Annotated in this window: 14 protein-coding genes; 4 read left to right on the top strand and 10 right to left on the bottom strand. The window is 46.0% G+C overall.

The genetic code is table 11. The annotated features are described in order from the left end of the window. Positions 1 to 11 precede the first annotated feature (11 nt). Both SSV_RS01295 and SSV_RS01290 read left to right on the top strand, forming a co-directional pair. Entirely contained in the window at positions 12 to 1,190 is a 1,179-nt protein-coding gene (locus tag SSV_RS01295) for a hydroxymethylglutaryl-CoA synthase (protein ID WP_072073359.1), read from the top strand. Further along, complete coding sequence (locus SSV_RS01290) at positions 1,187 to 2,461, top strand: hydroxymethylglutaryl-CoA reductase, degradative (protein WP_072073358.1); 1,275 nt, start codon at positions 1,187 to 1,189, stop codon at positions 2,459 to 2,461. The genes SSV_RS01295 and SSV_RS01290 overlap by 4 nt, the downstream gene beginning before the upstream one ends. A gap of 40 nt (positions 2,462 to 2,501) precedes the next feature. Here SSV_RS01290 and fni read toward each other — a convergent pair whose 3' ends face one another. From fni to gla, 7 genes are all read right to left on the bottom strand, one after another. Continuing rightward, entirely contained in the window at positions 2,502 to 3,509 is a 1,008-nt protein-coding gene (fni, locus tag SSV_RS01285; RefSeq protein WP_072073357.1) for a type 2 isopentenyl-diphosphate Delta-isomerase, read from the bottom strand. Beyond that, complete coding sequence (locus SSV_RS01280) at positions 3,490 to 4,509, bottom strand: phosphomevalonate kinase (protein WP_072073356.1); 1,020 nt, start codon at positions 4,507 to 4,509, stop codon at positions 3,490 to 3,492. Before SSV_RS01280 ends, fni begins: the two co-directional genes overlap by 20 nt. After that, positions 4,499 to 5,446, bottom strand: coding sequence for a diphosphomevalonate decarboxylase (gene mvaD, locus SSV_RS01275; protein ID WP_072073355.1), 948 nt, complete (start codon positions 5,444 to 5,446; stop codon positions 4,499 to 4,501). Before mvaD ends, SSV_RS01280 begins: the two co-directional genes overlap by 11 nt. After that, entirely contained in the window at positions 5,428 to 6,306 is an 879-nt protein-coding gene (mvk, locus tag SSV_RS01270) for a mevalonate kinase (RefSeq protein WP_072073354.1), read from the bottom strand. Before mvk ends, mvaD begins: the two co-directional genes overlap by 19 nt. Before the next feature lie 150 nt (positions 6,307 to 6,456). Beyond that, positions 6,457 to 7,392, bottom strand: coding sequence for a serine hydrolase domain-containing protein (locus SSV_RS01265; RefSeq protein WP_072073353.1), 936 nt, complete (start codon positions 7,390 to 7,392; stop codon positions 6,457 to 6,459). After that, positions 7,389 to 8,123, bottom strand: coding sequence for a CppA N-terminal domain-containing protein (locus SSV_RS01260; protein WP_072073352.1), 735 nt, complete (start codon positions 8,121 to 8,123; stop codon positions 7,389 to 7,391). The genes SSV_RS01265 and SSV_RS01260 overlap by 4 nt, the downstream gene beginning before the upstream one ends. A gap of 232 nt (positions 8,124 to 8,355) precedes the next feature. Next, positions 8,356 to 9,261, bottom strand: a complete 906-nt coding sequence (gene gla, locus SSV_RS01255; RefSeq protein ID WP_002910706.1) for an aquaglyceroporin Gla — start codon at positions 9,259 to 9,261, stop codon at positions 8,356 to 8,358. Between the two features lie 104 nt (positions 9,262 to 9,365). Here gla and SSV_RS01250 point away from each other — a divergent pair, with 104 nt between their 5' ends. Further along, on the top strand, positions 9,366 to 11,648 hold the full coding sequence (locus SSV_RS01250; RefSeq protein ID WP_072073351.1) for a Xaa-Pro dipeptidyl-peptidase: 2,283 nt from the start codon (positions 9,366 to 9,368) through the stop codon (positions 11,646 to 11,648). A gap of 45 nt (positions 11,649 to 11,693) precedes the next feature. Here SSV_RS01250 and SSV_RS01245 read toward each other — a convergent pair whose 3' ends face one another. Next, positions 11,694 to 12,107, bottom strand: coding sequence for a hypothetical protein (locus SSV_RS01245; RefSeq protein WP_002919722.1), 414 nt, complete (start codon positions 12,105 to 12,107; stop codon positions 11,694 to 11,696). Between the two features lie 169 nt (positions 12,108 to 12,276). On the opposite strand from SSV_RS01245, the gene SSV_RS01240 reads away from it, so the two are divergent. Continuing rightward, positions 12,277 to 12,576 (top strand): YbaB/EbfC family nucleoid-associated protein, encoded by a 300-nt coding sequence (locus SSV_RS01240; protein WP_032906355.1) that lies wholly within the window; start codon positions 12,277 to 12,279, stop codon positions 12,574 to 12,576. 117 nt (positions 12,577 to 12,693) lie between these two features. On the opposite strand, the gene SSV_RS01235 is transcribed toward SSV_RS01240, so the two are convergent. Together SSV_RS01235 and SSV_RS01230 are read right to left on the bottom strand one after the other, a co-directional pair. Continuing rightward, the gene (locus SSV_RS01235; RefSeq protein WP_072073350.1) at positions 12,694 to 14,448 is read right to left on the bottom strand and encodes a glycerophosphoryl diester phosphodiesterase membrane domain-containing protein; all 1,755 of its coding nucleotides are present in this window, start codon (positions 14,446 to 14,448) and stop codon (positions 12,694 to 12,696) included. A 90-nt stretch (positions 14,449 to 14,538) separates the two neighbouring features. After that, positions 14,539 to 15,033 carry a DUF536 domain-containing protein gene (locus SSV_RS01230; RefSeq protein ID WP_002896624.1) on the bottom strand — a complete coding sequence of 165 codons (495 nt, stop codon included), beginning with the start codon at positions 15,031 to 15,033 and terminating at the stop codon, positions 14,539 to 14,541. Positions 15,034 to 15,129 lie beyond the last annotated feature (96 nt).

The following is a 15,129-nucleotide window of genomic DNA, read 5'->3' as shown; positions in this document are numbered from 1 at the left end:
GAGGTCTTATAATGACAATCGGAATCGACAAAATCGGTTTTGCGACCAGTAATTATGTCTTAAAATTAAATGATTTAGCGGCAGCCCGTGGGACTGACCCTGAAAAGCTTAGCAAGGGGCTCTTACTCAAGGAACTAAGCATTGCTCCTCTGACTGAGGATATTGTTACCTTGGGAGCAGCGGCAGCAGAGCCCATCCTGACAACAGAGGACAAAGAAAAGATTGATATGGTCATCGTGGCTACTGAGTCAGGGATTGACCAGAGCAAGGCGGCAGCCGTTTTTGTCCACGGCCTTTTGGGTATCCAGCCTTTTGCCCGCAGCTTTGAAATTAAGGAAGCCTGCTATGGAGCTACTGCTGCACTGGACTATGCCAAGCTCCATATTGAAAAACATCCAGACAGCAAAGTTTTGGTGTTAGCTAGCGACATTGCCAAGTATGGCATTAACACACCTGGCGAACCAACTCAGGGAGCGGGAGCTATTTCTATGCTAATTAGCAGCAATCCTCGTATCCTCGCTTTCAATGATGATAACGTAGCTCAGACACGCGATGTCATGGATTTTTGGCGCCCAAATTACTCGACAACGCCTTATGTCAACGGGCTCTATTCAACCCAGCAATATCTGGATAGCTTAAAGACAACTTGGACGGAGTACCAAAAACGCCACAAGCTGGCTCTCAAAGATTTTGCGGCCTACTGCTTCCACCTGCCTTATCCAAAACTGGCCCTCAAAGGCCTTAATAAAATCATGGATAAAAGCCTGCCCCAAGAGCAGCAAGACCAGCTTAGAGAGAACTTTGAAGCCTCTATTCTCTACAGCCAAAAAGTTGGAAATATCTATACAGGCTCCCTCTTCCTAGGTCTTCTTTCTCTCTTAGAAAACTCTGACAACCTCAAGGTTGGCGATCGGATTGCTCTCTTCGGCTATGGCAGCGGAGCTGTCTCTGAAATCTTTAGTGCCAATTTGGTAGAGGGCTATGAAAAGCATCTATCCAAGACACGCCTAGAGGAATTAGACCAGCGTCAGGCTCTTTCCATTGCTGACTACGAGCGCATCTTTTTTGAAGAAGCTGAGCTGGATGCGAAAGGCAATGCCAGCTTCTCTGGCTATGAAAACCAAAGCTTTGCTCTGACTGAAATTGCAGAGCATCAGCGTAAGTACATCAAAGTTGAGAAATCATCATGAAAGTAAACTGGACTGGATTTTCCAAAAAAACTCCTGCTCAACGGCTGCAGATGCTGAAAGAAAAGGGACTATTACAAGATGAACATTGGCAGCTACTAGACAGTCAGCAGACTTTGACTCTGGAAACAGCCAATCAGATGAGCGAAAATGTAGTGGCCACTCTGGCCCTGCCCTACTCTCTGGTGCCAGACTTTCTGGTGGATGGCAAAAGCTATCAAGTTCCTTTTGTGACGGAAGAGCCATCTGTGGTGGCAGCAGCTAGCTTTGCCGCTAAGATTATCAAACGTTCAGGCGGATTTGAAACCGAGGTTCACAAACGCCAGATGATTGGGCAAATCGCCCTCTATCAGGTTGATGATACAGACCAAGCCATCACAGATGTTCTCAAAAAAAAGAAAGAGTTGCTAGAGCAGGCTAACCAAGCCTATCCATCGATTGTTGCTCGTGGTGGCGGTGCTAGAAATCTCTGGCTGGAGCAAAAGGATGACTTCCTCATTTTTTATCTATCTGTGGATACGCAGGAAGCCATGGGAGCCAATATGCTCAACACCATGCTGGAGGCCCTCACCCTTCCTCTGGAAGAGCTGACTGGCGGTAAGAGTCTGATGGCTATCCTGTCAAACTATGCAACAGATAGCTTGGTGACAGCCCGCTGTGTCATCGACTATCGCTTTCTCAGCCGCGATAAGGCTGAGGCGGAACTTCTTGCGGATAAGATGCAGCTGGCTAGCAAATTAGCCCAGGTTGATCCTTACCGAGCAGCTACCCACAATAAAGGCATCTTTAATGGAATTGATGCTTTGGTGCTGGCTACTGGAAATGACTGGAGAGCTGTAGAAGCTGGTGCCCATGCCTATGCCAGCCGAGAAGGAAGCTACCGCGGCCTCTCTACTTGGACGGCAGACCCAGACAAACGCCAGCTTCATGGTCAGATGACCCTGCCCATGCCCATTGCAACTAAGGGAGGTTCCATCGGCCTCAATCCCGCAGTAACAGCCAGCTTTGACTTTCTGGGGCAGCCTCAGGCTAAGGAATTGGCTTCCCTCATCGTATCGGCCGGATTGGCACAAAACTTCGCTGCCCTCAAAGCCCTAGTCAGCACTGGTATCCAAGCAGGACATATGAAATTGCAAGCCAAATCTTTAGCATTACAAGCTGGAGCCCAGGACGAAGAAATTGCTGCTGTAGTCCGTCGCTTAACAGCTAAGAAGACTTTCAACCTCGCTGCTGCTCAGGAAATTCTAGCTGATTTACGAAAACAGGACAAGTAAAAAGGCCATTGATGGCCTTTTTTGTATGTCTTTATGCTATTTATTTAATCTGTTCTTGAGCTTCTTTCAGCCGCCCATAGAGTAGATAGGGTACACTCTTTAATTCTTGCAAGTTTCGGCAGGACAGGGCGCACATGATGAGGCGCAGATCCGATTTCCAGCCCTCTACAATATCAATAACCTCTTCCACTGAGTGATTTTCCACCAAGTCCAGCATGGCGCGAGAGAAGCCAACCGCCTTGGCTCCTAAGACCAGAGCTTTGATTATGTCTAAAGGATGGCGGACACCTCCACTAGCCAAGAGTTCGACCCCATCACGCAATGGCTGAAGCGCCAACAGGCTCTGCAGAGTAGATTGTCCCCAATCATTGAGGTAGTCACGATTGCCACCCCTCTGATTTTCAATATAGGCAAAGCTAGTGCCACCACGGCCGGAAATATCAAAAGTCTGAATCCCCAAGGAGCGCGCTTCTTCAACAGTAGAGCGATCCATGCCAAAGCCAACTTCTTTAAGAATTAGGGGAAGATCCAGTCGCTGACTATAATCAGTCAAGTGCTGGCGCCAAGAACGAAACTCCCGCTCGCCCTCTGGCATCAGCAATTCCTGCATGAGATTGACATGGACCTGCAAAAAGAGGGGCTGCAAATCTGCTACTGCCTGCTGGGCGGCTTGATAAGACTTGTCCAAGCCAATATTGGTAGCCAGCAATAAATTAGGCCGACCAGCTGCCACCCGATAGGAAGGATCAGAAGGATTCTTCAAGGCCGCACTATAAGAGCCAGTCACAAAAAGAAGACCGCAACTTTCAGCTACCTGAGCCAGCTTTTCATTGATCTGGCCGCCTTTTTGGCTGCCGCCAGTCATGGCATTGATGTAAAAGGGAAACTCCCAATCACGACCAGCAAAGTGAGTAGATAGGTCTATCTCTGCCAAATCATACTTGGGCAGAGAACGGTGAACCAGTTCCATTTCATCAAAACTGTTGTAACCCGGACGCTGCTCTAAAGCATATTTGATATGGTCGTCCTTACGATTCTGGCTCATCATGGCCCATCCTTTCTCTGTATAATAGCTCAATGCCAGCTTCTTGCCAGGCTTGAATCAGTTGGTTGCTGGATGCGGCATCAAAGCTGAGAGCAATCCCGCAGTCGCCACCGCCGGCACCGCTGCTCTTAGCTACACAGTTCAGTCCTTCTGTTGCTTCCTTTAGGGCTTTCAACCTGTCTGTATAAATAGCTGGGCTGAGCCTTTCTAAGAGCTGACTAGCCTTTTCCAGACTAGACTGAATAACGGGCTGCTCTCCTGCTAATAAAGCTCTCTCCAAAGCATCAACCTGCGTCCTACTGCCTGTCAAAAAGGACTCTGAAATAGCTGACTTGACCTGATTGACCAAGTCCTTAGAGATAGCCGGTTGCTTGGTCCAGCCAACCAGAAAATCCATGGCTAAGCAAGGCTGAATGCTGCGAATTTCAAAGCCCCAATCCTCTGCTAACAGCTGAGGCAAATCAACTTCGTCCATGCGCTTGCGGACTAGCCTTCTATCAAAAGACCGGTAGTAAATCAGGTCTTCATAAGCAATGCAGGCTAGATCTCCCATGGAGCCATTGTCTCCGCGCTTTAGGAGGACGTAGGAAGCTAGTTTAAAGAGTAGCTCTGGCTCTAAGTCTAGCTCATAAAGTGCTGCCATGGCCTTGATGGTCAGAATAACCACACTACCGCTGGAGCCAATCCCAAACTTCTTACCGTACCTTTCCATCTTGCCACTAATCTTTAGAGAAAAAGGCTGAAGTTGGTAACCTAAGGCTAGCAAATAAGTGTTCATAACCCCTACCGTCTCCTGAATCAAGGCATAATCAGGATCTGGCTCTAGGCTAGTGCTGTGTTCAAACATATCTGATGTCAAGTGGTAGTCAGGCGTTGCCTGGATGTCTCCCGTCATATAGATAGGAATGGACTTGATAATGGCAGGCTGACCGGCTGTTAGCACTGCATATTCACCCGCCAGATAGAGCTTGCCGCAGGTTTGGACTCTTGCACTAGCTTTCATCTGACAAGTCCTTTGTTTTGGAGACGATAAGCCGGTAGTCCTTCTCAAATATAGCAACCAGATGGTCTAGGTCTTCCTCCAGGCAGAGTACCTTGACATTGGGCCCTGCGTCCATGGTAAAGTAGCAACGTTCGCCCTGCTCCCGCAGCTTTCTGACAGCATCCATAGCTTGGTAAGACTCCTCTGTCAGATAAGAAAAGGGCGGATAAGCTTTTTCTGTCGTAGCATGCATCCGAAGAGCATTTTCTTCCGTCAGCTGGCCCACCTTGGCAAAATCATTGTCCCGTAAATAACCCAGCATAGCCTGATAATCCAAGGCAGACTGGGTAATCCAATCTGGGAAAATCGTGGAAGTTTTAGCACAGAGCTCCATACCGTCACGGCTGGAAATGGGCTTTTTCTCATCGTGCAGAACTAGCATAATCATGGCTAATTTCAAATCTGTCTTGACTGGATAGACGGCCCCGCTGTCCTTATCCCAGGCCGCTAGCGGACCAAAGAAAGACCGAGCAGACGACCCTGAAGCAAACTTAGCCAGCTGAGCCAGCTCTTGCGTCTGATAGCCGGTCTGAAAATAAGCATTGCATGCCTTGACTAGGGCTGACAGACCGCTGGAACTGGACGACAGACCAGCTGCTGTTGGCATATTATTGCTGGTATCAACGCGGACAAAAGCATCTTCTGGAGAGCGGAAACGGTCAATAATCTTACTGATTTTGGCATGTTCTGTCGGGCTTTGCAGCTGACCGTCAATATAAAACTCATCTCCAGTCGCTGTATCCGGCAAAGGACTTAGTTGCGTCTCGGTATACATATTTTCCAGTGTCAGTGAGATACTGCTGGTAGACGGAATCATCTTTTCTGCATCTTTCTTCCCCCAATATTTGACAATTGCAATATTGGCATAGGATTTGACACTTACAGGCTTTCGATCCATGTGTTAATGGCCCCTTTCTCTCTCAATAAGGCGGCTAAGGCCTCCGCCTGACTTTTTTCTCCTACAAGAGCAATGACACAGCCACCCAGACCGCCGCCGCTCATTTTAGCTCCCAAAGCTCCGTTTTCAAGAGCTTCCGATACCAGCTCATCTGCTTTCTGGCAAGACACTCCTAGCTTGGCTAACTTCTCGTGAGCCTTGGTCATAGCTTGACCCATTGTCATAAGGTCCTTGATAGAAATAGCCTTCTCAAGAATTTTCGTTAAATTCCCCAATTCCTGCAACAAAGGCAGAGCCTTTTGACCCTGACTTTCTACAGCACGGATGGCTTCGCGGGTATGACCGTGAATGCCCGTATCTGCAATCACTAAAAAGGCATCCAGATCCAGCTCAATTTCACTGAAACCAAAGTTGCGAATGAACTTTATAGCTACATCGCTGAGGCAGGTCTTGGCATCAAGGCCGCTGGGATTCATATGGGCAATCATCTCCGCCCGATTGGCTAGAATCTCCAGTGTTTGGTCATCCAGTTCCTCCTCAAAGTAGTCAAAGACCGCCCGAATGGCCGCAATACTGACTGCGGCTGAAGAACCCATTCCCCTCTTCTCAGGGACCATGGACTCCACCTGACAGCGAATCTTAGCCCCTTGCCGACCGAGATGTTCTAGACAGGCAAAGACAGCCATAGATAGCGTATCCTCGGCGTAGAGGGTCCAGGCCCGCTCAGACGGAAAGACCTGACAGGTCACTTCAATACGATTAAGAGGCAGGGAAATGGCCGGATAGCCGTAGACCACCGAATGCTCTCCCATTAAAATAATTTTACTGTGTGCCTTGCCGACACCGATTTCTTTTGTCATATTCTTCTCTTGTCTGTAGATTCTCTCTATCTTATTTTAATATACTTTGGCAAAAAAAGCGATTTTTATTAAGAGAAAATCACTGGGGTTAGAGACCGATATTTATATAGGCAGATACGATAAAACTCCGGGGCTTGCAGCCGGAGTCTTTTAAAGTTCTATTCTTATCAGGTCCATCAGCTGGTTACGATCTAAGATCCATTGAGCCCGCTCGTCTTTTTCATAGGTCCGGTTGGACAGGAAAATAGCCGCCTTTTGTTCCTTACGATTATACATGATAAAGGTACCCGTGTAGCCAGTGTGATCCAGCCAGCTGCCCTCCAGATTCCAGGCTAGACTTCGTCTTTTGCCTGGCTCCTTGGAAAAATTCTGGGTCAGATTGGCCGCAAAATCATCCTGCAGATAATGTTCCAGAAATATTTCCAAATCCTTGAGAGTGGAAAATAAGCCAGCACTGCCAGCATGGACACCCAGCACACGCGCCTTGGGATCATGAACCTGACCATCCTGGACACCGCGAACGGTCGGCACAGCTCCTAAAACTGGTCCAAAACCAGTCTCAGACAAACCCCAAGGCTGGAAAATCTGACTTTGAAAAATCTGATCCAAGGCCTGACCGTGGATCTCTTCCAACATAAAGCCCAAGAGCAGAAAATTCACATCCGTATAGCGAAAGGTCTTATCTTCAAGCACCGTCAAATGATTAAGCGCTGCTTTCAACTCAGGAGCTGCCAGCTGATCACGATTGGGAATAAAGGGATCCAGCCCAGATGTGTGGGTCAAGAGCTGACGCAAGGTCACATCTTCTCGATGGAAGGCAGAATAGTAATGCTGCAAGGGCAAATCCAGCTCCAGCTTGCCCTGCTCATACAAAAAGGCTGCCAGAGTGCCAACTCCGACCACCTTGCTGACGCTAGCCAAGTCATAGACCAAACCCGCTTGAGTGGCCTTTTTTTCTTCCGGATTAGCTAGACCAAAGTAGAATTCCTGCCACCGGCCAGCTTGATACAAGGCCAGACTAGCACCGGGATAGATACCGTCTTTCAGCTGTTCTTGGATTTTACTGATGATTTTTTCTAGAGTCATGCTTCAAACCACAATTCAATCTTGCTAGAATCCTGACTCAGCAGGAACTTATCTGACTTGGGTACAAAGACCTCGCGTCCTTCAAAGAAAGGACGCAGCGCAGCGGTTTCTAAACGATTGACCTGAGCTTTGAGCATGGTCAAGTCCCAAGTTAGGGCATTGTCTGCCTGCAAGTCTTGTCCCTCTGCTTCTGTAAAGATCAGGAAATCCAGCGCATTTTCAATCTTGCTGTAAAATTCTTGGGCTGCATTGGCATCAGGCACACGAATTTCTACCGTCTCTATCTCAAATTGGCTAAGACCGATGAAGTCCTCTTGCATTTCAAATTCAGACACCGCCGTGACCTCTTGCAGATTTGCTCTATTCTCTTCTGCATGCAGGAGAACTAGGTCTCCTTCTGGCGACAGGGCTTCAAAAGCATAGCCTTTCTCTCCTTGATACAGCTTTGTCCAAGCAGGCTTTTGAGCCAATAGAGACTCGATTTCTTTAGCGTCTGCAACCTTGACAACGATTCTGGCTAATTTTTTAGGACCTTTGACTCGCCGCGACCGCATACTGGGCGATTCTTCCAGCTGCAGTTTCTCAGTCTTGGTCTGATCGCCCAATGATAGAAGAGCAGCTTCCTCTAAAAGGGCCTTCATGCCCAGCTGTTTTACGAAAAATTCTTGGTTTAAATGACGGTTATTTATCTTTAATACAGGGATAATTCTAATAATATGATTCGCGCTCATAATTCCTCCAAACCATTTTATTGTAATGGATTTTCATCTTTTTGACAAGAAATTATGCGCAAATAAACAATTTTTAAAACAAGAAGGCCTTGGATTTATTGGTAAACGGTCTGAGCAATGAACCTTAGAGATAGTGAAAAAATATAAAATTGCCAAACTTGTATTTTCCTCTTGACCTTCTCTAGCCTTCAAAAAAGAGCTGGGGAAATCCCCCAACTCTGATCTTATGTGCTTATCCATAGATTGTTTTAAACAAGAGGACCGCTGTGATACCTGCAAGAATTGGTGCCACAACTGGAACCCAAGAATACCACCATTTTGAATCACCCTTGTGTTTTCCCAAAACAGATTCTGGCAGGATGAAGTGGAGGATACGAGGTCCAAGGTCACGAGCTGGGTTCAGTCCTGGTCCAGTAGGGCCTCCCAGAGAGGTTACCAAAGCCATTACCAAGAAACCAAGTGCCAAGTGAGCGACTGAAAGGCTACCAACTTGGAATGGTGCAACTTGATCTTTAGCCTGAGATATTGCAGCAGCAATCTGTTCTTTAGGAACTGAAGTCCCTTGTGCTGCCATCTGAGCAGCTTGCGAATTGATAGTTGCTTCAGCTTTGCTCAACAATTCTGCTCCAAAGAAGTTCTTGGTCAAGCCCATAGCAGCAAAGAAAAGAACAAAAGAACCAACAAATTCATTGATAAAACCATTGAACAAGGCTGCTTTACGTGATTCAGGCGTGCCATGGTCTAGACTAGAGATGGTAGAGAAAGTACCCAAAATATTATTAGGATTTTCTGTTCCCAAATAGTAAGGGCGATGAGTCGCAACGACCAAGGCCTGTCCGAAAATAGCTCCTAAAAGCTGCGCTGCAATGTATGGCGCAACCTGTGCCCAAGGGAAATAACCGCTGACAGCCAGTCCCAAAGTAAAGGCAGGGTTGATATGGTTACCGGACACATTACCGAACATCAAAGCTGGAATCATAACCCCCATACCGTAACCGACAGCGATGACTAACCAACCGCTCTGATGTCCCTTAGTTCCTTTTAATTCAACGTTGGCAACAGCTCCGTTCCCCAAGACAATGAGAATAGCTGTTCCTAAAAATTCTGTGGCGTATTTAACGACCCATTCGAAATCCATTTAGTGATACTCCTTAAATATTTTTTAGACAAAGTCTATTTTATCAAGTATAATGGATAATGTAAAGGTCATTTTTAATAAAAATAAGAAAAAGAGGGAAGAATATGCGTTTTAATCAGTATAGTTATGCAAGAACGAAACGGGAAAATATGTTGATAGAATTAGCTGAATTAGGCTTTTTTTATGACAGCAATCGCTCTGACAAGGAAAATCTTGAAGATTTTCTCCGCACCAGCTTTTTCACTTATAAAAATACAGATTATCCCTTGAAATCCTGGGCTGCTGACAGCCAAACAGACCTACTGAGCTTTTTCCAGTCTGACAGAGAACTGACAGCTCCTATCTTTTACACTGTGGCCTTTCAGCTGCTTGAGTTCTCGCCCTTTATTGATTTTACAGATGTTGAGGCCGTTCGCAAAGAAACAGGATTTCCCATTACATTTGGAGACTTGTTGGAAAATCTCTACCAGCTGCTCAACACTCGGACAAAAAATGGCAACCTCTTAGTTGATAAGCTAGTCAGCGAGGGTTTGATTCCTGAGGACAATACCCACCACTACTTCAACGGCAAGAGTCTGGCAACTTTTACCAGTCATGATGCTATCCGTGAGGTAGTCTATGTGGAATCACGTGTGGATACTGATCGAGACGGCCGTCCAGACCTCATCAAGGTCAGCATTATCCGGCCACGCTATCAAGGACAAATTCCTGCAGTTATGACCGCTTCTCCTTATCATCAAGGAACCAATGACCCTGCCAGCGACAAGGCTCTCCATGATATGAATGTGGACTTAGCAAAAAAAGAACCCTATCAAATCACAGTCCAAGATCCTGAGCTCAAATTGCTCCAACTGGATTCGCTGGCTCCTGCTCAAGAAGTCTCTGAAGCCGAGGAAAGATTGGGTCATATAGGCACCTACACGCTCAATGATTACTTGCTGCCCCGCGGCTTTGCCAATCTCTATGTGTCTGGCGTAGGAACTAAAGACTCTGAAGGACTGATGACCAGCGGCGACTATCAGCAGATCGAGGCTTATAAGAACGTTATTGACTGGCTCAACGGCCGCTGCCGAGCCTTCACCGATCACACCCGCCAACGAGAAATCAAGGCCACTTGGTCCAACGGAAAAGTGGCTACGACCGGTATCTCCTATCTGGGCACCATGTCCAACGGACTGGCAACAACCGGTGTAGATGGGTTGGAAGTCATTATCGCTGAAGCCGGGATTTCTTCTTGGTACAACTATTACCGCGAAAACGGCCTTGTCACAAGTCCTGGCGGCTATCCAGGAGAGGATTTTGAATCTCTGACCGAACTGACCTACTCCCGTAACCTGAGGGCTGGTGACTACCTGCGCAACAACGACGCTTATCAGCGAAGCCTAGAGCAGCAGCGCAAAGACCTAGACCGACAAACCGGAGATTACAATCAATTTTGGCATGACCGCAACTACCTGCTCTATGCAGATAAGGTCAAGGCTGAAGTCGTCTTCACCCACGGCTCTCAAGACTGGAATGTCAAGCCTCTCCATGTCTATAATATGTTTCGAGCCTTACCGCCCCACATCAAAAAGCATCTTTTCTTCCATAACGGTGCCCATGTTTACATGAACAACTGGCAGTCCATCGACTTCCGTGAGTCTATCAATGCTCTGCTGAGCAAAAAACTGCTGGGTTGTGAATCAGACTTTGAGCTGCCAACAGTCATCTGGCAGGACAACAGCCAAGCTCAAAACTGGCTGACCTTGGAAGACTTCGGTGGACAAGAGCAGAAACTTCAGCTCCAACTAGGCCAAAACTGCCAATCTATCAAAAATCAATACCCAGAAGAAGACTACAATCGCTTTGCTAAAAATTACCAAAGCTTTAAGACTGAGCTCTTTGACGGCAAAGTCAACCAGATTACTCTGGACTGGACCTTGGAAAAGGACCTCTTTCTCAACGGAGCGAGCCAGCTCAATCTTCGCCTCAAATCCAGCACTGATAAGGGACTGATTTCTGCTCAATTACTGGACTTCGGACCAGCTAAGCGCCTCACACCGATTCCTACGCCTATTGAGCCTAGAGTCATGGATAACGGCCGCTACTATATGCTGGACAATCTGGTTGAACTTCCCCATACTGAAACGCCTCATCGCGTCATCACCAAAGGCTTCATCAACCTGCAAAATCGGACCAACCTACTGACTGTCGAAGAAGTCACTCCTGACCAATGGCTGGAATTTTCCTTTGAACTGCAACCAACCATCTATAAAATGAAAAAAGGCGACCAACTGCGCCTCGTCCTCTACACTACAGACTTTGAGCATACCTTTCGTGATAAGACTGACTATCAGCTGACGGTAGATTTGGAGCAGTCTAGTCTGGATTTGCCGATCATGAAATAACTTTAATAAAACCTAAAAGACGCTGAGATTCAGCGCCTTTTTCTTTTATCGTAGATTGAGATATTTCTCTGCATATTTTTTATAATCTGGCTTTTCCTTGCGGTTCATAGCAAAGAGCATACTGCCTGTGAGATAGTCATCGTCTGAATCAGGAATTAACATAATAGCAGTGTTTTTATCTTTCTCAGGAAAGACGATAGAAAATGTTCCGCCATTATCTTTCCGAGTCAGGCCATAATAACTCACCCCATTCTTAAAACCAACTGCATTTTGAGTATACTCATACTCTTCTTCGTTGACAATGATAGTCTTGTCTTTTATTTCAATGGTCTTTTGTTCACCGCTAGCATCCTGTACATTCCATTTTCCTTGAATTTTTGGGCTGCCGCTACAGCCAATTAGGATGAAGAGGGATGAGAGCACTACCAACAGTAAACCTTTTATCTTCTTGTTTTTCAAGTTGTCTTCTCCTAGATATATAGATTCATGACCATTCTACTATAAATGCTAAATCTTTGTCAAACCTCTTAGAAATCTTCTTCTTGCCACTTTTCCAAAAAATGATATAATTTGAAGAGTGAAGATTACCAAGGACTCAGCCCTTGCGAGAGAAAGGAAAGAAAATCTTATGATGAACATGCAAAGCATGATGAAGCAAGCACAAAAGCTTCAAAAACAAATGGAAAAAGGCCAAGCGGAACTGGCTGCAACAGAATTTACCGGCAAATCAGCCCAAGATTTAGTCGTTGCTAAACTGACAGGCGATAAAAAGGTGGTCAGCATTGACTTCAATCCAGCCGTTGTGGATCCTGAAGATTTGGAGACTCTGTCAGAGATGACTGCGCAAGCACTGAATCACGCGCTGGCTCAGATTGATGAGGCCACTCAGAAGAAAATGGGCGCTTTCGCAGGCAAATTGCCTTTTTAAGCAAGATAAATAACCTTACCTCTTGACTAAACATAAATCAAGAGATACTCGAACCAGCAAAAAAGACTGAAGAATCTCAGTCTTTTTTTGATTTATAGGCGTTTCCTCACTAATCCACTACACAAAATTAAGCAAATCTGCTGCCTTACTCATCAAAAGCAGGGCATAGTCGGGATTGTTCTGCAGTTCCTTGATAGAGCTCTGCACCAGCTCCAAATCATCGGTTATCATGCCATCAACACCCAAGCGGAAGGATTTGCCAATGCTGTCTGCATCATTGATGGTCCAGTCATAAAGCTTCTTATCCGTCGTCCATAGCTTATCGACAAAGTTTTCATCAAGAGTCGAGTACTCCATCGTATAGCCGGAAGCCTGTGTTCGTGGGAAAATAGTATTGTAGGGCAGGATAAAAAAAGTCGGTATACTCTCATCATACTGGACTGTCTTGTCAATAACCTGATAGTCCAAAGACTGAATCTGGTGGCCATAAACCTTGATATTGGCTCCGTATTGACTCAGAAAACGGTCCATCATATCGTCTGAGTCCAAGCTGCTGGTCTTGATTTCTATCAAGAGTCTCTGGCCCATTTGATTGGCTCGTTTGAGATAAGCATCAAAGCTGGAAATTTTGGCAGTGTGTCCATTTTCTGAAATATCTAAAGCCGTCAGCTCTTGCAGAGTCAGCTCTTGCGGTCTGGCATCAACGCCAGCCAAGGCTTTTAGATTGGCATCGTGCATCATGACAAACTGGCCATCCTTAGTCTCCTGAACATCCATTTCGATATAGTCTGGCTTGAGCAGGGCGGTTTTCTCTAGCGACTCAACCGTATTCTGAACACCATTTCCCTGCGAAACTCCACGATGCGAGATGGTCAGAGGGACGTTTTCCAAGGGCAGATTGAGATAGACAAAGCCTTCAAGGGCAAAGACAGAGCTAGTGACCAAAAGGATAAACCAGCGCATGATAGGCAGGCCTTTCCTGTAGCGGTACTCAGACAGTCTGCTGTCCGTCAGAAAAGCCACAAACTTAATCAGAAAGTAGGCTACCATAAAGTAATAAGCCATCTTGATGAGGCAGTAATTGACAACCGCTGCTATCAAGGCTATCTGATTGGACTGGCCATCCGCATACTGCTGCAACACTAAAATCGGAATGCTGCTTAAAAGAAAGAAGAGAAAACTCTTGGCCAGTATCCAAAAGAGCTGCCAAGTATAGCGAATCAAGTGCCCTTTGGTCTTCTCCAAACTATACCTAATCGCGTCTCGTAGGCGGAAATGCTCAAAAAAGAGCTTGGGCAGGGCAAACATTAGTCGGACAGCTATCAAAAAAAGCAGAAAACCTAAAGCATAGATTGATAATTTCATCCATAAGGCCGTCTTGAGATAGGTCACGATAAATTCTGGAATCAGAATTTTATTCAAGTAGTAGATTTTGAGAATTTGCCGCAGAAAGGGAAAGATAAAGCCCATATAAAGAGCGATAAAGAGAACCTTGCTGGGCCGGGCGTAGCGAATCAGCGAGCCGCTGTCTTTGAAACTTTTCTTAATGAACTGAAAGGCGCTTCGTTCTTCCTCGTCCAGAAGATTTCGGAGCCCCATAAATATCAGTCCAATCTGAAAATAAGCGACAAAGAGATTGGCTGCAAAAAGTGCTAGAAAGGCCAAGCCAACCCAGACATTTGAAGTCAGAACTTTAAAGGCATTCGTATAAGATAAGAAGAGGTAGCCTGTCTGCTTGAGCAGAGTCTCTGCTGCAAAGGAGTTGAAAGGCACCCAGGCCAGCTCCATGAGCATAAAGACTGTGAAAAAGAGCAACAGAATTTTATCAAGATTGCGATAGAGACGTAAAAGTCCCAGTCTTTGTGATTTCATTTTCCTCCTTTATGTTGTGAACAATACAAAACTTGCTAAAAAGCAATTCTTATTTAAAACAAGGTTGAGACAGATGTCCCAACCTTATTTTTATTTTCCAAATAAACGTGCCCAGAAGCCCTTGCTTTCCTGCTCCTGCACCTTTTCCTTGGCTTCATCCAACTCCAACAGCAAGGTTTCACGCTCATTCATAGCCTTAGCTGTCAGCTGCTGCTGCTGGTCCAGCTGCTTGTCCTTTTCAGCAATCTGGACATCCTTGATGCGTAGCTGCTCATCTTTCTTAGCCAGCTGGCTGTCCTTGGCCTTAAGCTGCTCATAGAGACGCACAATCTCAGCATTTTTTTCGTCCACCAAGATTTCCATCAGCTCGCGTTGCTTCACATCTTCGCTAACAGGTTCATCTTCAAAAATAGTTTTCTTATAAATCTCTTCCAGCTTAATCAAGCCGCTGCGGGTCACCACCGTGACTCCTTTTTCATTCTTTTCCGTATCTTCTGGCGGCAGTGCCTTGACACGATTGTTAATCGCCTGGCGGCTAACTCCAAGAATCTCGGCTAACTCGCTGACTGTCTTTTCAATTGCCATAATTTCCTCAAAAACTTTTTCTAGTTTGTAGATACCTAAATCTTATCATATCAAGCCTTAACTGTCAAATTTCACAATATTTTTTGAGCCTGACTC

This window comes from Streptococcus sanguinis (genome assembly GCF_001078705.1).
Classification (GTDB): Bacteria; Bacillota; Bacilli; order Lactobacillales; family Streptococcaceae; genus Streptococcus; species Streptococcus sanguinis_D.
Note: the sequence above shows the minus strand (reverse complement) of the source record. Positions and strands in the feature narration are given on the sequence as shown.

What these genes read in the sequence shown, in the direction of transcription:
- SSV_RS01295 (WP_072073359.1), top strand. Translation starts at nt 12, where the DNA reads ATGACAATCGGAATCGACAAAATCGGTTTTGCGACCAGTAATTATGTC.
- SSV_RS01290 (WP_072073358.1), top strand. Translation starts at nt 1,187, where the DNA reads ATGAAAGTAAACTGGACTGGATTTTCCAAAAAAACTCCTGCTCAACGG.
- fni (WP_072073357.1), bottom strand. Translation starts at nt 3,509, where the DNA reads ATGATGAGCCAGAATCGTAAGGACGACCATATCAAATATGCTTTAGAG.
- SSV_RS01280 (WP_072073356.1), bottom strand. Translation starts at nt 4,509, where the DNA reads ATGAAAGCTAGTGCAAGAGTCCAAACCTGCGGCAAGCTCTATCTGGCG.
- mvaD (WP_072073355.1), bottom strand. Translation starts at nt 5,446, where the DNA reads ATGGATCGAAAGCCTGTAAGTGTCAAATCCTATGCCAATATTGCAATT.
- mvk (WP_072073354.1), bottom strand. Translation starts at nt 6,306, where the DNA reads ATGACAAAAGAAATCGGTGTCGGCAAGGCACACAGTAAAATTATTTTA.
- SSV_RS01265 (WP_072073353.1), bottom strand. Translation starts at nt 7,392, where the DNA reads ATGACTCTAGAAAAAATCATCAGTAAAATCCAAGAACAGCTGAAAGAC.
- SSV_RS01260 (WP_072073352.1), bottom strand. Translation starts at nt 8,123, where the DNA reads ATGAGCGCGAATCATATTATTAGAATTATCCCTGTATTAAAGATAAAT.
- gla (WP_002910706.1), bottom strand. Translation starts at nt 9,261, where the DNA reads ATGGATTTCGAATGGGTCGTTAAATACGCCACAGAATTTTTAGGAACA.
- SSV_RS01250 (WP_072073351.1), top strand. Translation starts at nt 9,366, where the DNA reads ATGCGTTTTAATCAGTATAGTTATGCAAGAACGAAACGGGAAAATATG.
- SSV_RS01240 (WP_032906355.1), top strand. Translation starts at nt 12,277, where the DNA reads ATGATGAACATGCAAAGCATGATGAAGCAAGCACAAAAGCTTCAAAAA.
- SSV_RS01235 (WP_072073350.1), bottom strand. Translation starts at nt 14,448, where the DNA reads ATGAAATCACAAAGACTGGGACTTTTACGTCTCTATCGCAATCTTGAT.
- SSV_RS01230 (WP_002896624.1), bottom strand. Translation starts at nt 15,033, where the DNA reads ATGGCAATTGAAAAGACAGTCAGCGAGTTAGCCGAGATTCTTGGAGTT.